Origin of the sequence: Streptomyces sp. P9-2 (assembly GCF_051903975.1) — a bacterium.
In the GTDB taxonomy this organism is placed as follows: domain Bacteria; phylum Actinomycetota; class Actinomycetes; order Streptomycetales; family Streptomycetaceae; genus Streptomyces; species Streptomyces cellulosae.
Genome location: NZ_CP192633.1, coordinates 2795455 through 2814480 on the forward strand (window position 1 = coordinate 2795455; position 19026 = coordinate 2814480).

The window sequence follows — 19026 nt, forward strand, 5'->3', positions numbered from 1 at the left end:
GCATGAGTGTTCGTACCCAGTCATCCGAGCAGCCGGCCGACGCCGTTCACCGGGCCGGTTTCGCCTGCTTCGTGGGCCGGCCCAACGCGGGCAAGTCCACCCTCACGAACGCTCTGGTCGGGCAGAAGGTGGCGATCACCTCGAACCGGCCGCAGACCACTCGGCACACCGTGCGCGGCATCGTGCACCGGCCGGACGCGCAGCTCGTGCTGGTCGACACCCCTGGGCTGCACAAGCCGCGGACCCTGCTGGGGGAACGGCTGAACGACGTCGTGCGGACCACCTGGGCCGAGGTCGACGTGATCGGGTTCTGTCTGCCCGCCGACCAGAAGATCGGCCCCGGCGACCGCTTCATCGCCAAGGAGCTCGCCGGGATCAAGAAGACCCCCAAGATCGCCGTCGTCACCAAGACCGACCTCGTCGACAGCAAGGCCCTCGCCGAGCAGCTCATCGCCGTCGACCAGCTCGGCAAGGAGCTGGGCATCTCCTGGCAGGAGATCGTCCCCGTGTCGGCGACGGCCGGGCAGCAGGTCGACCTGCTCGCCGACCTGCTGATCCCGCTCATGCCGGAGGGCCCCGCGCTCTACCCCGAGGGCGATCTCACCGACGAACCCGAGCAGGTCATGGTCGCCGAGCTGATCCGCGAGGCCGCCCTGGAGGGCGTGCGCGACGAGCTGCCGCACTCCATCGCCGTGGTCGTCGAGGAGATGCTGCCTCGCGAGAACCGCCCCGCCGACAAGCCGCTGCTCGACATCCACGCCAACCTCTACATCGAGCGCTCCAGCCAGAAGGGCATCGTCATCGGCCCCAAGGGCAAGCGTCTGAAGGACGTCGGCATCAAGTCGCGTAAGCAGATCGAGGCGCTCCTCGGGACCCCCGTCTTCCTCGACCTCCATGTGAAGGTCGCCAAGGACTGGCAGCGGGATCCCAAGCAGCTGCGCCGCCTCGGCTTCTAGGCGCCCCGCCGGCACCCGTGCTGCTGCCGCAGCAGCGCGCGGTACCAGTCGTACGACGCCTTCGGCGTCCGCCGCTGCGTGTCGAAGTCCACGTGGACCAGACCGAAGCGGCGGCCGTACCCCTCCGCCCACTCGAAGTTGTCCAGCAGCGACCACACGAAGTAGCCGCGGACGTCCACCCCCGCCTCCACCGCCCGGTACAGCGCGCGGACGTGACCGTCCAGGTAGGTGATGCGGTCGGAGTCGTCCAGGCCCTCGTACGCGCAGCCGTTCTCCGTGACGACGACCGGGGGGAGGCGGTCGCCGTACCGACCATGGAACAGCGTGAGCAGCTCGGTCAGCGCCTCCGGGACCACCGGCCAGCCGAAGTCCGTCACCGGGTATCCCTCGATCTCCCGTACGGAGAAGGGCAGTTCGGCAGGTATCCGGACCCCGCCGAACTCGATCTCCGCGCCCTGCAGCGCACCCACCCGCGTCGGCGCGTAGTAGTTGATCCCGTACCAGTCGAGCGGCTCCGCGATGATCTTCAGGTCCGCCTCGACGTCTCCCGGCATCAGCTCCCCGATGCCCTCCGGGTAGCGGCCGAGCAGCAGCGGGTCGGCGAACAGCCGGTTGAGCAGCGTGTCGTAGAAGTCCGCCGCCGCCACGTCCGCCTCGTCGTCCGAGGCCGGCCACGTCGGGCCGTGGGAGTTCGCGATGCCGATGTCGGACGCCCCGGACGCGCGCAGCGCCCGCACCGCCAGACCGTGCGCCAGCAACTGGTGGTGAGCCACCGGCAGCGCGTCGAACAGCAGCCTCCGGCCCGGCGCGTGCACGCCCAGCGCATGACCCAGCAGCGTGTGTTCGGCGGGCTCGTTCAGCGTGATCCACTTCGTCACCCGGTCCCCGAGGCGCGCGGCGACCCGCGCCACATGCTCCGCGAACCGCTCCGCCGTGTCCCGCTCCAGCCAGTCCAGGTCCGCCGGCAGGTCCCAGTGGAACAGCGTCGGCACCGGCCGCACCCCCGCCGCCAGCAGGTCGTCGACCAGCCGGTCGTAGAAGTCGAGGCCGCCCTCGGCCCGCACCCGCGGCCAGGACACCGAGAAGCGGTACGCGTCCACGCCGAGGCCCGCGAGCAGCGCCACGTCCTCGCGGTGGCGGTGGACGTGGTCGCAGGCCACCGCCGCCGTCGAACCGTCCCGCACCTTCCCCGGCTGGGCCGTGAACACATCCCACACCGACGGTTCGCGCGCGTCGACGGCCCCCTCGATCTGGTGCGCCGAGGTCGACACACCCCACAGGAAACCGGCCGGGAAACGGGGGATCGGGTTCGTCGTCGCCATGGCCCGGATCATCCGCACCGACTCCCCTAGGCGTCAACGCCCTTGCCGCCGACCCGACATCACCGGGCGTCGGCAACCAGCGGGGTGCGGGTGAGACCGGTGCCAACCTGCAGGCCCATACCGGGTTCCTGGGTGCCACGCGTGACGACTCCTCCGGTTATCAGCCGCTGGGGGCGCGTCTGTACGACCCGGTGGTGGGGCGTTTCCTGTCGGCCGACCCGGTGCTGGATCTGAACGACCTGCTGCAGTCCAACGGGTACGCCTATGCGCACAACAACCCGGTGACGATGTCCGACCCGACGGGTCTGGCCATCAGTCTGACCGCCTCGGAGCGGGCGGCGGCCCTGGCGGGCGCGGGTCTGTCCGCGGCGCAGGTCGCGCAGGCGCAGGCCACCATGGGCAAGTCGCTGTCCTCGGTGATTCTCGGCGCGGCGTGGTCCACGCTGAAGGACTTCATCGGCATCAACGACGCGATGGCCTGCTTCGGCGGTGACATGTGGTCGTGCGCCGGGATGGTCCTGGGTGCGATCCCGTGGTTCAAGGCGGGCAAGATCCCCGGCGTTTTGAAGGCCATCGACCGCACGATCGACGCGATCCAGGCCTTCCGTAAGGCGAAGAAGGCGGCCGAGGCGGTACTCAGGGCCGCGAAGGCGGCCGAGACGGCGGCGCTGAAGGCCAAGAAGGCCGCGATCGAGAAGGCCAAGAAGGAGGCCGCGCAACGCGCCAAGAAGAAGGCGGCGGAGCAGGCGAAACGAACCTCCGACAAGGCGGTCGCGCAGACCAAGAAGACCGGTAACCCCGTCCAGAAACAGGCCCAGGCCAAGGCGGCCCCGAAGGCGTCCTCGGTGAGCAAGGGCTCCGGAGGCGGCTCGAAGAGCGGCGGTTCCAAGCCGGGCGGCGACTCGGGCGGCTCCTCCCGCAGCAAGGGCGGCAGCAGCGAAAGCGGCGACTCGGGCAAGGCCGACGGAGGTGGCGGAGAATCCTGCGACGTCGCCAACAGCTTCGTCCCCGGCACCAAGGTCCTCATGGCGGACGGGTCGTCCAAACCGATCGAGGAGGTCGAAGTCGGCGACAAGGTCGTCGCCACCGACCCCGAGACCGGTGAAACCCGCATCGAGACGGTCACCGCCGAGATCAAGGGCAAGGGCCTCAAGCACCTGGTCAAGGTCGTCATCGACACCGACGGCGACAAGGGCGAGAAGACGGCCGAGGTCACCGCGACCGACGGCCACCCCTTCTGGGTCCCCGAACTCGGCCAATGGCTCGACGCCACCGACCTCCAGCCCGGCCAGTGGCTCCAAACGAGCGCCGGCACGCACGTCCAGATCACCGCGATCGAACGCTGGACGACACCGGGCACCACCGTCCACAACCTCACCGTCGGCGACACCCACACGTACTACGTGCAGGCGGGACCCACGCCGGTCCTCGTCCACAACTGCAATGTCGGCGGTGTTGCTGACGGGCTTCCGGCGCGCGCGAGTGGTGACCCCACGGTCGGGCAGGTCGTGAATATCGGCGACTCGGGCGCGTCCAGGGTGGGGGCTCCGTTCAAGAGCGGGCACTCTTCCTCTTCGGACGACATCAACCAGTTCCTCATGGATTCACCGGACATAGCGAATCCGGCGAGTGGGCCTCATGCGTCAATCACTCACGTGGAGACCAAGCTTGCTTGGCGTATGCGACAGGCTGGCGTAACGTCACTAAGACCGTGTCCTACGTGGTGAGGCGTCGTTGTTTCGTTCATGGGGCGGGGTACGTGGAGTTGGATTGTTCCGGACGGGTTGTGGGAGATCGCGAAGCCGCTGATCCCGCCGTCGAAGGTGCGGCCGCAGGGCGGCGGAACACAGGACACGCCTGATGAGACGCTGTTCGCCGCGATCATCTACGTCCTGGTGTCCGGCTGCGCCTGGCGTGCGTTGCCGCCCTGCTTCGGCGTCTCGAAGTCGACCGCCCATCGGCGGTTCCTGATCTGGTCGAGAGCCGGTGTCTGGGGGCGGTTGCACGAGGCCGTGCTGCATCGGCTCGACGACGCCGGCCTCCTCGACGTCACCCGCGTCGTGCTCGACACCGCCCACGTGAGGGCGAAAAAGGGGGCGAACACACAGGTCCGAGCCCCGTGGATCGGGGCAAGCCGGGTTCCAAGATGCACATCCTGTCGGACACGAACGGACTGCCCCTCCTCGTCGGCGTCTCGGCCGGCAACATCCACGACAGCGAAGGTCTGAAGCCGATGGTGGAGGGTCACCAAACGAGACACGACCCCTACCGCGGCCGGTACTTCAAGCCCCAGCGCCTGCATGCGGACAAAGCCTACGACCGGGCCGACCTGCGCAGATGGCTCCGGGGCAAGCGGATCGGCGTGCGCATCGCCCGCAAGGGCATCGAGTCCAGCGAACGATTAGGGCGTCGCCGCTGGGTCATCGAGCGGACGATGTCCTGGCTGTCCGGCTACCGCCGCCTGAGTCCTCGCTACGAGCGAGATCCCCGCAACTACCTGGCCTTTCTCGGACTCGCCGCCACCCTGTGCTGCTACAAGCGGCTCGTCCGCCTCACCACGTAGGACACGGTCTAAATGTCGTAATCAACCACTCTGGCGGACCGTGCACGGGAAGGTTCTCGTGCTCGTCAGCGGTTCCGGCGATCCTGCCCCAAGGTTCGAGCATGACGGTCTGGTTCAGAGGCGCAGCGGGCAGCATGCAGAGCGTCACGCTCCATGGCCGGGCGCGGGGATGATCAGGAAAGTGAGGGGCCGTGTTTCTGAGCGTATTTTTCAAGGGTGAGTGGCGCTACGCCGAGAGTCCGGTCGAGACGTCACGGCTTGTCGCCGAAGTCATGGGGGGCTTGCAGGCGGAAAAGGAAGCCGAGGGCTCCTACTATCCCGGCGAAGATGCCTGGTTCTGCATTGCTGATCGACGGCATAGCGAAACCGACCCGGTGGCGGCGAGCAATCTGCGCGTGGCGATCAATCGAGACCATGGATATGGGGCTCTAGTCTGGTTCGTTGACGAGAAATTCCCTAAAGAGGGAGGGGTTTATGATTCTGTTTGGATTTCCGACAATCCCGAACCTCTTGATTTCGATCCACGCGTTGTGTCGGATCCTGGGTATCCGCTCTTCCATGACCCGGCCAGTACTCTGCCGGCCTCCCGAATTCGGGCTGCGGTGGAGGAATTCTGTCGACTGCGTTCGGGGAATCGACCTGAGTGCATCAGCTGGGTTGCCGGTCACATGAACGGGCAGCGCCTCGACCGGCCGTCCGTGGTCGAGGTCGTCGAGGATCCGGAAATCGACTGGGACAGCCTCCGATAGCTGTGTCCCACCGTGCCCGGTAGTGCGGCTGCGAGCTTGGTGCAGTCCTGGCCTTGCTCAGATGCCGCGAGCTGACGTCATCAGGGCATGTTTCTCCAGCAAACAGAAGCCCCTGGCAGGTGAAACCTGGCAGGGGCTTCTGTTTGCTGTGACGGCAGTAGTTGACGGCAACGTCAGCGGACGACAGCGGCACAGGGTGGAGCTTCGTCGCCGTTACCGTTGGTCGTATCGACGATCGTTGGGCCGTCGAGTGCCGTGCTGAGGGTGTCGATAGCGTCGCGCTGGGAGCGGAGCCTGACGTGGGCGTAGACGGTGGCGGTGACGCCGATGTGGGTGTGGCCGAGGAGTTCCTTGATCACGACGAGTTCGACGCCCTGTTCCAGGAGCAGGGTTGCGGTCGAGGGCCTGAGGTCGTGGAAGCGGATGCGGCGGAGGCCGGCCGTGCGGAGGAGCGCGGCGAAGCTGCGGGTCAGGTTGGTCGGGTCGATTGATCTGCCCTGCACCGTAGTGAACACGTGCCCGTGGTGCTGCCAGGTGGTGCCTGTGGCCTCGTGTTCGCGCTGCTGCTGCTCGTGGTGGTGCTTCAGCGAGTGGAGGCAACGGGTGGGGAGAGCGATACGGCGCTCGGAGGCCCGTGACTTGGTGGGCAGCGTGGTGAGCCCACCGGCGCTGGTGCGCTGCAAGGTTCGGCGGGTTGCGGCGGTGCTCGCGTCGAGGTCGAGGTCTTCCCAGCGCAGGCCGAGGAGTTCGCCCTTGCGGAGTCCGGTGTGGAGGGCGAGTTCGAACAGCGCGTGCAGCCGGTGGTCCTGGGCGGCGGCGAGGAACTGCCGGGCTTCGTCGGCGGTGAGAGGTTCGAAGCGTCGGGGGCGTGGGGTGCCGGTGCGGACGTTGCGCGGGATCTCTTCCTCTCGGACGGCGTGCTCCAGGGCGGACTTGAGGACGGAGTGGATGTAGGTGAGCGTCATAGCGGACACATATGGGCAGTTCGAGGACTGCCGTACGAGTGTCCGGGAGTTCGGGGGGGGCGCTTCGGTAGTTGGTCGACTTCCTGCGGCGATGCCCGGATCAGCCCGCCGTGAGCCGTATCGCGCACCGGTTTCGTCCAGTGCCGGAACAGAGGGGAGCAAGCTGATTCCACAGGTCGGCGATGAAGTGGTCGTCTCCTGTGAGCCCGCGTGCGCCGAGGCCGTCCGTGTCGTTGCGCGGTACATCACCGTGAAGTGACCTTCACGCTCCCTCCTTCAACACCCTCCTGATCAGCGCCCGCTGCTCCTCCGTAAGCCCCGGGTCCGCGCAGTGCACCGTCCTGCCGTCCACCGTGATCGTGTAGCTGAAGCCGTCCGGGACCCCGGCCGGGGGAGTGGTCCGCCCGGCCGCCAGGGCCCGCTCGGCCAGGGCGTGCCACTCGGACGCGTCGGCCCGGCCCGAGGTGTCCACCTCGGCCTGCCGCTCGATCCCCGCGAAGCCGCCCGTGCGCCGCACCTGAATACGCATGGTCCGTGTCTAGTACGGAACTACGGCGTGCGCACCCCCACCCGCTCCCACGCCTTGGTGACCGCGTTCAGCTCCGCGCCCTCCCCGTACCGGGCGCGCGCCGCCTTCACCGTGAGCGTCGCGAAGTCCGTGAACTGCGCGTCCTGGTCCAGCTCCCCGCCCGTCAGCACGTCGTACCAGATCTGCCCGGCGCGCTCCCAGGCGTGTCCGCCGAGGGTGGTCGCCGCCAGGTAGAACGCGTGGTTGGGGATGCCGGAGTTGATGTGCACGCCGCCGTTGTCCCGGCCGGTGCGCACGTAGTCGTCCATCGTCGCCGGCTGCGGGTCCTTGCCGAGCACGTCGTCGTCGTACGCCGTGCCCGGCTCCTTCATCGAGCGCAGGGCCACGCCCGTGACGCGCGGGGCGAGCAGGCCCGCGCCGATCAGCCAGTCGGCCTCCTCGGCGGTCTGGCCCAGCGTGTACTGCTTGATGAGCGCGCCGAAGACGTCCGACACCGACTCGTTGAGCGCACCCGACTGGCCGAAGTAGTCGAGGTTCGCGGTGTACTGCGTGACGCCGTGGGCGAGTTCGTGGCCGATGACGTCGACGGCGATGGTGAAGTCGAGGAAGATCTCGCCGTCCCCGTCGCCGAACACCATCTGCTCGCCGTTCCAGAACGCGTTGTTGTAGTCCCGGTCGTAGTGGACGGTGGCGTCCAGCGGCAGTCCGCTGCCGTCGATCGAGTCCCGGCCGAACTCCTTCAGGAACAGTTCGAAGGTGGCGCCGAGTCCCGCGTACGCGCGGTTGACGGTGGCGTCCTGGCCGGGCTCCTCGCCCTCGCCGCGTGCCTTCTCGCCGGGCAGGTCCGTGCCGTGCCCCGCGTCGTACACGGTGCGCTGCGGCGTGCCGGGCTCGGCCGGGGCGGCGCGTGTGGTCACGGCGGGCGCGCCGACCACCGTGGTCAGCCGGCGCTGGGTGCGCTCGTAGGCGTCGCGGCGCAGGGTGCGGCGCGCGGGCCCGTGGACCAGGGGGTCCTCGGCCTGGGAGAGCCGGTCGAGGACGTGCGGCGGGACGATGGTGCAGAAGACGGGCCGGTGGCCCCCGTTCGTCGTCATGCCGGAACCATCGCACTCAGTCACCGAGCTGTCACTACCCGCGACCATGACGGATGAATTCCCCCGCGATAACCGCCCGCCGCCCGCTATGGAAGTGGTATACGGCACTCTTTGTCCCGTTCGTCCCACCGATCCCGCATACTGATACGCAACCCCGCACGGTGGGCGACTCGGATAAGCTGCGGAGCATCATGCACTTCGGGCTGCTTCTCCTTAGCTGCCGCGGTGAGGGTCTGCGCTAGAGGCCGACCCCCTCCCCGCGGAGTTTGGCGCTGCGCCGTCGGCCGTCCCCCAGGACACCCCGCGGACCACCGAGGAGCCCCCGCATCATGGCGAACCGCCAGCAGCCCAGCAGCATGCCGATCCACAAGTACGGCCGGTACGAGCAGGTCGACATCCCCGACCGCACCTGGCCCGACAAGCGGATCACCACCGCGCCCCGCTGGCTCTCCACCGATCTGCGCGACGGCAACCAGGCCCTGATCGACCCCATGTCGCCCGTGCGCAAGCGCGCCATGTTCGACCTGCTGGTACGGATGGGCTACAAGGAGATCGAGGTCGGCTTCCCCGCCTCCGGGCAGACCGACTACGACTTCGTCCGCTCCATCATCGAGGACCCGGACGCCATCCCCGACGACGTCACCATCTCCGTGCTGACCCAGGCCCGCGAGGACCTGATCGAGCGCACCGTGGAGTCCCTGAAGGGCGCCAAGCGGGCCACCGTCCACCTGTACAACGCCACCGCGCCCGTCTTCCGCCGCGTGGTCTTCCGCGGTTCCAAGGACGACATCAAGCAGATCGCCGTCGACGGCACCCGCCTGGTGATGGAGTACGCGGAGAAGCTGCTGGGCCCGGAGACCGAGTTCGGCTACCAGTACAGCCCGGAGATCTTCACCGACACCGAGCTGGACTTCGCGCTGGAGGTCTGCGAGGCGGTGATGGACGTCTACCAGCCCGGTCCCGGCCGCGAGATCATCCTCAACCTGCCCGCCACCGTGGAGCGTTCCACGCCGTCCACGCACGCCGACCGCTTCGAGTGGATGCACCGCAACCTCTCCCGGCGCGAGTACGTCTGCCTGTCCGTCCACCCGCACAACGACCGCGGCACGGCCGTCGCGGCGGCGGAGCTGGCGGTCATGGCCGGCGCCGACCGCGTCGAGGGCTGCCTGTTCGGCCAGGGCGAGCGCACCGGCAACGTCGACCTGGTCACCCTGGGGATGAACCTGTTCTCGCAGGGCGTCGACCCGCAGATCGACTTCTCCGACATCGACGAGATCCGCCGTACGTGGGAGTACTGCAACCAGATGGAGGTCCACCCGCGCCACCCGTACGTGGGCGACCTGGTCTACACGTCCTTCTCCGGCTCCCACCAGGACGCCATCAAGAAGGGCTTCGACGCCATGGAGGCCGAGGCCGAGGCCAAGGGCGTCACCGTCGACGACCTCGAGTGGGCCGTGCCGTACCTGCCGATCGACCCCAAGGACGTCGGCCGCTCCTACGAGGCGGTCATCCGGGTCAACTCGCAGTCCGGCAAGGGCGGTGTGGCGTACGTCCTGAAGAACGACCACAAGCTGGAACTGCCGCGCCGGATGCAGATCGAGTTCTCGAAGATCATCCAGGCCAAGACGGACGCCGAGGGCGGCGAGATCACCCCGGCCGACATCTGGGCCGTCTTCCAGGACGAGTACCTGCCCAACCCGGACAACCCCTGGGGCCGCATCCAGGTCGCCGGCGGCCAGAGCACCACCGACCACGACGGCGTGGACACCCTCACCGTCCAGGCCACGGTCGACGGCCGGGAGACCACCCTGGTCGGCACCGGCAACGGTCCGATCTCGGCCTTCTTCGACGCCCTCCAGGGCATCGGCATCGACGTACGCCTGCTGGACTACCAGGAGCACACCATGAGCGAGGGCGCCTCCGCGCAGGCCGCCTCGTACATCGAGTGCGCCATCGGCGACAAGGTGCTGTGGGGCATCGGGATCGACGCGAACACCACCCGCGCCTCGCTGAAGGCGGTCGTCTCCGCCGTCAACCGCGCAACCCGCTGAGCAGCCTGCACGAGCGAATCCGGGGCCCCGTCCGCCGTCACGGCGGGCGGGGCCCCGGCGTCGGTTACCGGCCAACACCTGTGATGGTCACGGAAAGGTCTCGTCCCGGGTACTGACTCCGCCTCCCGGATGTGGCTAACATCACGCAAGCGCGGCGACGGAGCTGTGTGGCGTTGATGGAGGTGCGACGTGCTGCCAGAACGGGGACCCGACGGCCGTACCGCTGCCGCCGGGCGCGCGCGCCGCCTGGTCGGCACCCGCACCGCGTGGACCGCCGTCGGCGACGGGGAGTTCTTCTGCCCCAGCTGCGGCGGCGACCGCAACTACCAGCGGCTCACCGGACGCCGCCGTTTCACCGTGCTGGGCGTGCCCGTGCTGCCGCGCGGGGTGTGCGCGCCGACCGTGGAGTGCGCCGCCTGCCGCGGCCACTTCGGCACCGACGTGCTGGACCACCCCACCACCACCCGCTTCTCCGCGATGCTGCGGGACGCCGTCCACACCGTCGCCCTCGCCGTCCTCGCCGCGGGCGGCACCTGCTCCCGCGCCGCCCTGGAGACCGCCGCGGCCGGGGTGCGCGCGGCCGGCTTCGAGGACTGCACGGAGGAGCAGCTGGCCGCGCTGGTCGAGGCGCTGGAGGAGGACACCGGCCGGTTCACCGGCGAGCCCTGCGTGGCGGGGCTGTCCATCGAACTGCACGAGGCGCTGGACCCGCTGGCCCCGCACCTGGCCGGACCCGGCCGCGAGTCGATCCTGCTCCAGGGCGCCCGGATCGCCCTGGCCGACGGCCCGTACACCCCCGCGGAACGGGACGCCCTCGCCACGGTGGGCGCGGCCCTCACCATCTGCTCCGACGACGTCGGCCGCCTCCTGGCGGCGGCGCGGACGCCGTCCTGAACCAGGCCGGTCTCCGGCGGACGCCGTCCGGGCCCGGTCCGTGTCGCGCGGTCGCCGTCCTGACGCGTCCGCCCGTCTAACACAGCTCCAGTCGCAGGACCTGCCGGTGCTCGCCAGGGCCGAAGTAGTCCCGGCGCAGGCCGCCGTCCGGCTCCTCCGGAGTGAAGCCCAGGGAGCGGTAGAGCAGGATCGCGGCCCGGTTGGCGGGCTCGACCGTCAGCCGCACCGTCTCGATGCCGTCCTGCCGGAGCCGCGCGAGGATCTCCGTCATCAGCTCCCGGCCCAGCCCGTGCCGGCGGTCCCCTTCGGTCACGCACAGGCCGAGGATCCAGCTGTCCCGGCTGAACGCGGTGGTCGCGGCCAGGACGTAGCCGCGCAGCCCGCCCGCGCCGTCGTCCAGCACCAGGAAGTGCTGGGCGTAGACGTCGTACAGCTGGCGGAGCAGGAAGGCGGGGTAGGCGACCTCCTGGAACACCTCCTCGTCGAGCCGGCGCAGCTCGGGCAGATCGGACTCGAGCGCTCCCCTCAGTATCAGGCGTCCCGGCTCCGGGAACCCCTCGGGTCCCGCGAGCCGACCGTGCCGGTCCAGGGTGCGCTCCAGCGGTTCGGCGGTCATGCCACCCCCAGTCGGGACATGCGGATGGGTCAACGCCAAGACACCGGCGTTCACCCGGAAGGGATTGCTGCTTCCGGTGGCGGCCGGTGGCGTCTCTGGATAGAGTGAGCCGTCAACTCACCGCGTGCAAGGGCGAGTTCAGGGGTGCATGGACAACCGGCGTGCGCCTTCCGTGCGCCCGTCGACGAGGAACGGCGTGTTCCTGGCTGTCTCCGCGTGCCACTTCGGCCTACCGTGCGAGAACCGGAGATGCTGCTTCACCTGCCGACGTTCAGCGGAACGGCGCAGACAGGGCACACGGTCTTGTCCGACACTGAATGGAACGCGGCAGGGTGATGATGGACCGTAACGCCGACGCCCCGTGGTCGAAGTTCGATCCTGAGGCGTACGTCGACGCGAACTACCGCAGCCCCCTCGAGGTCGATCTGCTGATCGTGCGGCTGATGCGCGACTACTTCGGCAAGTGCTTCACGGACGGCGTCCCGCGCACGGGCCGCGGTGTCGACGTCGGCGCCGGGGCCAATCTCTACCCGGCCCTGTCCATGCTGCCCTGGTGCGAGAAGGTCCTGCTCCTTGAGTACGCGCAGCCCAACGTGGAGTACCTGGAGAAGCAGGCGTCCCCCGCCGGGTTCGACACCGTCTGGGACCCCTTCTGGGACCAGCTGCGCGAGCACCCCGGCTACGCCGCCGTCGAGCCGCGCGGCCGGTTCGGCGAGATCGTCCGCGTCGAGCGCGCCAACCTCCTCGACCTCGACGGCCAGCGCCGCTGGGACATCGGCACCATGTTCTTCGTCGCCGACTCCATGTCCGAGTGCCCCGACGAGTTCCGCCGCGGCGTCATCTGCTTCATGGGTGCGCTGAACGAGGGCGCGCCGTTCGCCACCGCCTTCATGAAGGAATCCGTCGGCTACCAGGTGGGCGACCATCACTATCCGGCCTACCGGGTCAACGAGGAGCGCGTCCGCGACAGCCTCGCCGACTGGGCCGACGACCTGGAGATCCACGATCTGCACCACATGGTGCGCGAGGGGCACGAGGGCATCATTCTCGCCCTCGGACGGCGAAATTCGGCGATTGCGGACACGTAGGAACGGGGACCATGTCTGCACACGGTCTGTACGAGGGGTAGGGGGATGCAGATCAAGCCACGCCAGCATCTGCTGGACATCTGGCGGGCCGCGGCCCGCCACTCGTTCGACGACGGCAAGCTCGTGTGGGGGGACACCGACGGGCTCAGCAGTGTCGCGGACGCCGAGCGGCTGCTCTGCCTGCTGTACCCCGCCACCGAGATCCCCGCGTTCCGCCTGGACCAGCCCGACACCACCGAACGGGACGTGCTCCAGGCGCTGGAGCGGGCCGGCAGCAGGCTGGAGATCCCGCCCAACCTGATCACCGCGCTGACCCAGTTCATGCGCACCCACACCGGCCCCGACGACGCTCCCACCTTCGCCGGCGGACCGTACTTCAAGACCGTCGACCCCGACCTCGAACTGAGCTATGAACAGGGCAAGTTAGGCGTCGTCGACTCCTACTCGATGTCCGTCACGCTCTGCCTGGCGACCCTCGGCTTCCTCAAGGTCTACGAGAACAGCACCACCCGCCCCGACGTGCGCCGGGCGCTCGGCGAACTCCGCGAGGCCACCAACCTCCGCCTCACCGCCGCCATGGTCAGCCTGCTGCGCTCCTTCGCGGTCAACGTCTTCGACGCCGAGTCCGAGCAGGGCCGGCGGCTCATCCAGGTCATCGGCCAGAACCGGCATTCCGACCGGGCCGTCCTCCAGCAGTTCGCCCGCCGCTTCCGGCCGCTGCGCGCCACCATCATCGAGAGCCTCAGCCGCGGCATCGAGGTCGACGAGTCCATCCGCGACGAGAGCCAGCTCTTCGAGTGCGGCTGGGCCTGGGGCGTCGTCAAGGACGCCCCCAAGGTCACCGACCTCGACACCCCGGTGCCCGGCCAGCCCGACGGCATCGCCGACCGGCTGCCCTACGTGTACTTCACCGTCGTCGCCCTCGACGGCATCCAGGACCTCTTCTCCGAGCGCACCCTCACCCTCGGACTGTTGGATGCCGACCAGCAGAAACTCGCCGAGGCGCTGCGGCTGCGCTGGGAGCTGAGCCAGCAGTACTGGTCGGCCGTCGCCCGCTTCGGCACCGAGCGCTGGCCCCTGGAGGACCTGCCCTGGCAGACCACCGGACTGCGCCTGGAGTCCGAGTACTTCTCCCTCACCGTCGCGGCCATCCTCGTCCACGACCTGGTGCGCCGCAGGGCCACCGACGACGACCTCACCCGCACCGTCTCCATCATGGAGCGGCTCGCCGACCGAGGCCGCGTCACCAGCCGTATGACCAGGAACGACCCGGTCGTCCGGCTGCACGACCCGGGTGTGCTGATGCCGCTCGCCGGGTCCGAACGCTCCGGGTCACGGCTCCAGTGGCGGATGACCGACTTCTCCGCCCAGCTGCTCAAGCGGACCGTGCAGCTCGCCGAGCTGTCCCGGAACATCGAGGCGCAGGACCGGCTGCTGCGCCTCGCCGAGCAGACCTTCGAGCACCTGTGGAGCCGCAGGATCGAGGACGGGCACGGCGCCGGCCTCTGGGACGACGTGCGCGCCGTCTTCCCGGACGCCAAGGGCGTCAACCGCCGCCTCTCCTGGAGCGTCACCGAGCGCGTCACCGAGTGTCTGGTCGCCGCCCGCAACCTCTACGAGCAGGAGCCCATCCGCAGTCCGGACCTGGCCGACCTGGCCCGGGACCTGCTGAGCGAGGCCACGCACCTGTTCGGCAGGGAGCAGTTGGAGGCGTCCACCGGCGACGACGGCAGCCGCGCCCGGGCGATGCGGAGCATAGAGAACCGTCTGGACCACGCCCGCGGTCTGGTCGACGACCGGCCGGCCACCGCCTTCGCGCTCGCCCTGCCCGTCCTGCGGGAACTCGACACCCTGGCCCAGGCCCGGGACGCCGCCGCGCAGGAGGGCTGAGCCGTGCTCGTCTTCGCGGCCTCCGACAAGGGAGGCACGGGCCGCTCGGTCACCAGCGCCAACCTGGCCTACCAGCGCGCCCTCACCGGCGACCACGTCGCCTACGTCGACTTCGACTTCGGCTCGCCCACCGCGGCCGCTGTCTTCGACGTGCCCAGCGCCCTGCGCGGCACCGAGGAGCGCGGCCTGCACTCCTACCTGGAGGGCGAGGTCACCGAACCGGCCAGCATCGACATCTGGCGGCACACCGAGCACCCGGTGCTGCGTGCCCGGCAGAACCAGTCCGGGCGGCTCGTCCTCTACCCCGGCGACGCGGGCGGCGGCGAGTTCGCCACCGGCGAGGAGGCGCTGGAACGCTGCATCGACCTGCTGCTGCGCCTCAACAGCGAGTTCGACCTCGTCATGGTCGACCTCAGCGCCGGCCGCAGTTACGCCGTCGACCTCGTCCTCGCGGCCACCGCGCACCCGCAGATGCGCCATGTCTCCTACCGCTGGCTGGTGTTCCACCGCTGGACCCGGCAGCACGTCATCGCCGCCGCCGGCCTGGTCCACAAGGAGAACGGCATCCTCCGCAGCGGCGTCGACCGCGGGCACGACGAGAACACCCTCCAGGACAACATCCGCTTCGTGCGGGCCGCCGTGCCCGACCCGGAGTCGGCCATGTGGGCGCAGGGCTCGCCCGCCCAGGCCGCCTGGATGCAGTCCTGCAACCGGGCGCTGCGCCGGCTCGCCTCCGACCAGCACATCGGCGACAGCGTGGTACTCGGCACCGTGCCGCTGGAGCCGATCCTGCAGTGGCGGGAGCAGCTGATCACCGAGGAGGACGTCCTGGCCACCCAGATCGCCAACAAGGAGACGCTGGAGGCGCTCGAGGAGATCGCCCGGCGGCTCACCGACGACGCGTACTGGGGGCTGTTATGACCGAAGCGGTGTTCCGTGAGACCACCGCCGAACCCCGCACCCAGGCGGTCCCCCTCTCCCACCTCTCCCTGGAGCTGGGGCACCTCTACATGGAGGACTTCGAGGCGGGGCCCGAGCATCTGCGCCGGCACTTCGCGCGGGTCCGTCCCTGGGCCGAGGCCGCCCGCGCCGTCGCCGCCGACCGGGCCGGCGGGCGGCGCGCCCGGATCAGCACCTGCTTCCTGATCGACGACTACTTCACCCGGTTCGCCAGCCCCGCCGAGGTCGTCCCCATGCTGCTGGAGGAGGCCGAGCGCGCCGGGCTCGCCGTCGACTACCTGGCCCGCGAGTCCGCGTGCGCCGTCAGCGGGAAGGTGCCCGTCGCGGAGGCCGTGGCCGCGCGGATCGTCGAAGAGCCGCCGCCCGGCAGCTACGGCAACCGCCCGCCCGCCGCCCAGACCGGCTGGCTCGCCAACGGTGTGCGAAGCCCCACCGCCCGTGCCCCGCAGGCCATGCGGAAGGCCGCCGCCTGGGAGCCGCCCCGCGAGACCGCCGCCCGCCGTCACTCCGTGTTCCTCGACGTCGAACTGTGGAACGAGACGCCCGACGGGGAGCGTCTGTGGTCCTGCCCGTTCCTGGCCGCCGTGTGGCAGCTCGCCCGCCTCGGACTGCTGCGCCACCAGGGCGAGGCCGTCTTCGAACCGCGGCCGCACACCGGCGCGTTCCCCGACGAGTGGGACGACCTGCCGCCGCTGGTACGGCTCGGCGAGTGGGCGGACCCGTTCGCCGCCTACCGCACCTGCTCGGTGCTGCCCAGTCGCTTCCTGCCCGTCGAGCACGCCGTGCGGGTGATCCTCGACCAGACCGACGTGGACCGCGACGCCCTGCGCCAGGTCGCCGAGCGGTCCGCGGGCGAGGGCGTGCCCGTCCCCGGCCCGGTCGCCGACCGCGTCTCCTACGTCTTCTGCGAGGAGACCTGAGATGCCGGCCCCCGGTGCACCGCCCGCCACCGCCGCGCCGCGCACCGTGCTGGCCTGCGGCGAGGTCCGCACCTGCCTGCTGCCCGCGGGGCAGGCCCTCGACAGCCGGGCCGCCGCCCAGCTGCTGCGGCTGCGCGCCGACGAGCGGGTCCTGGTGTCCGAGCGCCCCAACCTCTACGGGCGCTCCCCGGACACCCTCACCGGCGTCGACTGCCCGCTGCCCAGCGCCAACGGCGCCCGGATCCGCGCCGTCGGCACGGTCGCCGCGCGCGCCGCGCTCACCGAGGGACGCGTCCTGCAGACCTCCGCGTACTTCACCCTCCCCGCCTCCGGGCCCGACCACCGCCGCCCCTGGGGCGACTACCTGGTGCGGCCCGCGGTGGTCGAGCCGCTGGGCAAGCTGCCCTACGACGCCGTCGCCGCCGGTCTGCTCGACGGCGGGCGCCACGGCGACCTCGACGTGGGGCTCATCGCCGGGGGACTGCTCACCCGGCTGCTGCGGCATCCGCTGCTCGACCAGCGGCCGCCGCTCAGGTCCCGGCAGACCCGGCTGCGCTGGGTCGCGCTGACCGCGCCGCCGGGCGAGGCGCCGGCCCTGGAGCGGTTCACCGTCGCCGAGGACGAGCTGCGTACCGTACGGCTGCGCGTCCCGGAGGACATTCCCGCGGCCGACCTGGCCGGGCTCTGCGACGACCTGGCCCTGCACGACTGGCTGCTGACCACCCTGGTCCGCGTCCTCGACGGCATCCGCCTCGGCCCCGCCGCGCCCGGATCCTGGCCCCGTACCAGCGGGGACGGCGAACTCCCGCCGGTGGTAGGGGCGTTGCGTCCTGCCGTCGACCATCTTCTGCACCTGTGGATGCCGCGGGCCCGTGTGTCCGGGCGGCTGGCCCCGCTGTGGGAGGCGCTGGAGGAGCGGCCCGGGTTCACCCGGCAGTGGCTCGCCCTGGTCCAGCGCGTCCGCGACCAGCTCACCCTGCACGCGATCCCGCCCGTGCACCGGGAGGTGGAGCCCGCGCCCTGAACGCGCCCCGGCCCCGAGCCCCTGCCCGCGAGACGCCCACCAGCCGTGAGCGGCCTCGTCCGGACCCCCACGCACATTCCGCATCCGAACCGACGTGTTTCCCAACGGGGGGAGAAGCGAGATGAGCACGGCACAGACACCCCAGCCCGACGACACGGCCGGCCCGCCGGGCGCGGTGGGCACACCAGAGCACCCCGAGGACCGGACGCCCCAGGCACCCGGCCCCCCGGTCACCGCCCGGTCCGACGGGCCGGCCGGGCGTCCCGGCCCCGTCCCGTGGCGGCGCAGGCTGCTGGTGGGCCTGGTCGCCGGACTGCTCACCTGGGGCCTCGCCGCGCTGCTCAGCCCGGAGGACGGCGCGGCGCGGCAGCTCGGCGCCGCCGCACTGGTCGCCGTCGCCGCCGTCGCCGTCCAGCACCTGGTGCTGGTCCCGGACCGGGCGGCCGAGGAGCGGGCCCGGCGCGCGGAGAGCCTGCTGGCCGAGACCGCCGCCACCGTGCGCGGCGGCCTGCGGCGCTACGACGAGCTCCGGCACGGGCTGACCCGGCACACCGAGGACATGAAGCAGCTCGTCGAGACGCGCCTGGTGCCGCCGCCCCGCCCGGCCGAGCCCGAACCGCCGGCGCCGCCCCTGGTGCGCATCGGGTCCGTGTCCGACCTGGCCGCCAACTTCGCCGAGGTCCTCTCGCCCGGCCTGCCGATCCTCTCCACCTTCGTCCGGCTGGAGATGCAGCGGGTGATCGGGCACCTCAGCGACCTCACCACCCTCACCGCGGAGTGCCCGGGCGAGAACCACGACTGGATGCTCACCCTCACCCGGGCCGCGGAGAAGTCCATCTGCGCCACCAGCACTTCCGTCGACCGGACGTTCTGGAACAGCGAGCCCGCCAGCCGCTATCTGCACGCCCAGGCGGAGGCGATCGAGCAGGGCGTCCCGGTGCGCCGGCTGTTCCTGCTGGAGAGCGCGCGGGAGCTGGACGACCGGCTGCTGCGGCTGTGCGAGGAGCAGGAGGTGCTGCACATCGAGGTGCGCGTGGCCGTCCTGCCGGAGCTGCCGCCGCATCTGCTGCGCGGCACCACCAACGACTTCATCGTCTACGACGAGGCCGTGTCCTTCGAGATCGACCAGGACCTGCGCGACGTCAACATCCGGACCCGGCTGATCGCCCGTCAGGACCATGTGCACGACCGGATGAAGCGGTTCCGTGAGCTGTGGGAGGCCGGGATGAGCCTGCGTGAGCTGGAGGTCCGGGTCGACGACGAGGAGGACGGCACCTGGATGGTCGACCGGGGCTGACCTCCCGTCGGTCCCCGCCGTTACTCCCGGGGGAGTAACGGCCGCGCCCCGGCCGCCCGCCGCAGTACCCGCCGTTTCGGTCCCAGGCCGGACGTCCCGGCTCCCCGC

The 19026-nt window shown here is 70.4% G+C and carries 16 protein-coding genes and 2 pseudogenes; 13 read left to right on the forward strand and 5 right to left on the reverse strand.

Annotated elements, in window-relative coordinates; translation table 11 throughout:
• Positions 1-2 precede the first annotated feature (2 nt).
• Positions 3-956, forward strand: a complete 954-nt coding sequence (gene era, locus ACQY0Z_RS12850; protein WP_019523160.1) for a GTPase Era — start codon at positions 3-5, stop codon at positions 954-956.
• On the opposite strand, the gene ACQY0Z_RS12855 is transcribed toward era, so the two are convergent.
• A complete protein-coding gene (locus ACQY0Z_RS12855; protein ID WP_439812288.1) occupies positions 953-2278 on the reverse strand; it encodes a GH1 family beta-glucosidase in 1326 nt (441 codons plus the stop codon). The two genes, era and ACQY0Z_RS12855, sit on opposite strands and share 4 nt — an antisense overlap.
• A gap of 71 nt (positions 2279-2349) precedes the next feature.
• Between ACQY0Z_RS12855 and ACQY0Z_RS12860 the strand changes: the two are divergent.
• From ACQY0Z_RS12860 to ACQY0Z_RS12875, 4 genes and pseudogenes are all read left to right on the forward strand, one after another.
• Positions 2350-4005, forward strand: a pseudogene (locus ACQY0Z_RS12860) (polymorphic toxin-type HINT domain-containing protein); the annotation flags it as partial.
• 18 nt (positions 4006-4023) lie between these two features.
• Positions 4024-4841 (forward strand): IS5 family transposase gene (locus ACQY0Z_RS12865; RefSeq protein WP_086020240.1). Its coding sequence is split into 2 segments (ribosomal slippage): positions 4024-4366 and positions 4366-4841, totalling 819 coding nucleotides; the frame shifts between segments, so codons are not numbered across the junction.
• Positions 4805-5014 (forward strand): DddA-like double-stranded DNA deaminase toxin, encoded by a 210-nt coding sequence (locus ACQY0Z_RS12870; protein WP_369281103.1) that lies wholly within the window; start codon positions 4805-4807, stop codon positions 5012-5014. Before ACQY0Z_RS12865 ends, ACQY0Z_RS12870 begins: the two co-directional genes overlap by 37 nt.
• Positions 5015-5032: 18 nt before the next feature.
• Complete coding sequence (locus tag ACQY0Z_RS12875; RefSeq protein ID WP_381728955.1) at positions 5033-5590, forward strand: Imm1 family immunity protein; 558 nt, start codon at positions 5033-5035, stop codon at positions 5588-5590.
• A gap of 173 nt (positions 5591-5763) precedes the next feature.
• Here the strand turns inward: ACQY0Z_RS12875 and ACQY0Z_RS12880 are convergent.
• The 3 genes and pseudogenes from ACQY0Z_RS12880 to ACQY0Z_RS12890 form a co-directional block, all read right to left on the reverse strand.
• Positions 5764-6564, reverse strand: a pseudogene (locus tag ACQY0Z_RS12880) (tyrosine-type recombinase/integrase); the annotation flags it as partial.
• A gap of 253 nt (positions 6565-6817) precedes the next feature.
• The gene (locus tag ACQY0Z_RS12885) at positions 6818-7084 is read right to left on the reverse strand and encodes a protealysin inhibitor emfourin (RefSeq protein WP_189901803.1); all 267 of its coding nucleotides are present in this window, start codon (positions 7082-7084) and stop codon (positions 6818-6820) included.
• Positions 7085-7104: 20 nt separating this feature from the next.
• Positions 7105-8178, reverse strand: a complete 1074-nt coding sequence (locus ACQY0Z_RS12890; protein WP_189901801.1) for a M4 family metallopeptidase — start codon at positions 8176-8178, stop codon at positions 7105-7107.
• A gap of 329 nt (positions 8179-8507) precedes the next feature.
• On the opposite strand from ACQY0Z_RS12890, the gene leuA reads away from it, so the two are divergent.
• Together leuA and ACQY0Z_RS12900 are read left to right on the forward strand one after the other, a co-directional pair.
• Positions 8508-10229 (forward strand): 2-isopropylmalate synthase, encoded by a 1722-nt coding sequence (leuA, locus tag ACQY0Z_RS12895; RefSeq protein WP_189901799.1) that lies wholly within the window; start codon positions 8508-8510, stop codon positions 10227-10229.
• A gap of 189 nt (positions 10230-10418) precedes the next feature.
• A complete protein-coding gene (locus tag ACQY0Z_RS12900) occupies positions 10419-11123 on the forward strand; it encodes a TerB family tellurite resistance protein (protein ID WP_189901797.1) in 705 nt (234 codons plus the stop codon).
• Positions 11124-11199: 76 nt separating this feature from the next.
• Here ACQY0Z_RS12900 and ACQY0Z_RS12905 read toward each other — a convergent pair whose 3' ends face one another.
• Positions 11200-11739 (reverse strand): GNAT family N-acetyltransferase, encoded by a 540-nt coding sequence (locus tag ACQY0Z_RS12905; protein ID WP_189901795.1) that lies wholly within the window; start codon positions 11737-11739, stop codon positions 11200-11202.
• A 335-nt stretch (positions 11740-12074) separates the two neighbouring features.
• On the opposite strand from ACQY0Z_RS12905, the gene ACQY0Z_RS12910 reads away from it, so the two are divergent.
• The 6 genes from ACQY0Z_RS12910 to ACQY0Z_RS12935 all read left to right on the forward strand — a co-directional run bounded on the left by ACQY0Z_RS12910 (position 12075) and on the right by ACQY0Z_RS12935 (position 18918).
• Positions 12075-12827 carry an SCO2525 family SAM-dependent methyltransferase gene (locus ACQY0Z_RS12910; protein ID WP_189901793.1) on the forward strand — a complete coding sequence of 251 codons (753 nt, stop codon included), beginning with the start codon at positions 12075-12077 and terminating at the stop codon, positions 12825-12827.
• A 45-nt stretch (positions 12828-12872) separates the two neighbouring features.
• Complete coding sequence (locus tag ACQY0Z_RS12915) at positions 12873-14717, forward strand: SCO2524 family protein (protein ID WP_189901791.1); 1845 nt, start codon at positions 12873-12875, stop codon at positions 14715-14717.
• 3 nt (positions 14718-14720) lie between these two features.
• Positions 14721-15638: an SCO2523 family variant P-loop protein gene (locus tag ACQY0Z_RS12920; RefSeq protein ID WP_439812289.1), complete on the forward strand. Its 918-nt coding sequence runs from the start codon at positions 14721-14723 to the stop codon at positions 15636-15638.
• Positions 15635-16597 carry an SCO2522 family protein gene (locus ACQY0Z_RS12925; RefSeq protein ID WP_381727533.1) on the forward strand — a complete coding sequence of 321 codons (963 nt, stop codon included), beginning with the start codon at positions 15635-15637 and terminating at the stop codon, positions 16595-16597. Before ACQY0Z_RS12920 ends, ACQY0Z_RS12925 begins: the two co-directional genes overlap by 4 nt.
• 1 nt (position 16598) lies before the next feature.
• Positions 16599-17621, forward strand: coding sequence for an SCO2521 family protein (locus ACQY0Z_RS12930; protein ID WP_189901788.1), 1023 nt, complete (start codon positions 16599-16601; stop codon positions 17619-17621).
• A 121-nt stretch (positions 17622-17742) separates the two neighbouring features.
• Positions 17743-18918: a hypothetical protein gene (locus ACQY0Z_RS12935; protein ID WP_189901786.1), complete on the forward strand. Its 1176-nt coding sequence runs from the start codon at positions 17743-17745 to the stop codon at positions 18916-18918.
• Positions 18919-19026 lie beyond the last annotated feature (108 nt).

Coding starts and splice junctions, on each gene's coding strand:
- ACQY0Z_RS12915 (WP_189901791.1), top strand. CDS start 12,873: ATGCAGATCAAGCCACGCCAGCATCTGCTGGACATCTGGCGGGCCGCG.
- era (WP_019523160.1), top strand. CDS start 3: ATGAGTGTTCGTACCCAGTCATCCGAGCAGCCGGCCGACGCCGTTCAC.
- ACQY0Z_RS12925 (WP_381727533.1), top strand. CDS start 15,635: ATGACCGAAGCGGTGTTCCGTGAGACCACCGCCGAACCCCGCACCCAG.
- ACQY0Z_RS12905 (WP_189901795.1), bottom strand. CDS start 11,739: ATGACCGCCGAACCGCTGGAGCGCACCCTGGACCGGCACGGTCGGCTC.
- ACQY0Z_RS12855 (WP_439812288.1), bottom strand. CDS start 2,278: ATGGCGACGACGAACCCGATCCCCCGTTTCCCGGCCGGTTTCCTGTGG.
- leuA (WP_189901799.1), top strand. CDS start 8,508: ATGGCGAACCGCCAGCAGCCCAGCAGCATGCCGATCCACAAGTACGGC.
- ACQY0Z_RS12885 (WP_189901803.1), bottom strand. CDS start 7,084: ATGCGTATTCAGGTGCGGCGCACGGGCGGCTTCGCGGGGATCGAGCGG.
- ACQY0Z_RS12910 (WP_189901793.1), top strand. CDS start 12,075: ATGATGGACCGTAACGCCGACGCCCCGTGGTCGAAGTTCGATCCTGAG.
- ACQY0Z_RS12935 (WP_189901786.1), top strand. CDS start 17,743: ATGAGCACGGCACAGACACCCCAGCCCGACGACACGGCCGGCCCGCCG.
- ACQY0Z_RS12890 (WP_189901801.1), bottom strand. CDS start 8,178: ATGACGACGAACGGGGGCCACCGGCCCGTCTTCTGCACCATCGTCCCG.
- ACQY0Z_RS12930 (WP_189901788.1), top strand. CDS start 16,599: ATGCCGGCCCCCGGTGCACCGCCCGCCACCGCCGCGCCGCGCACCGTG.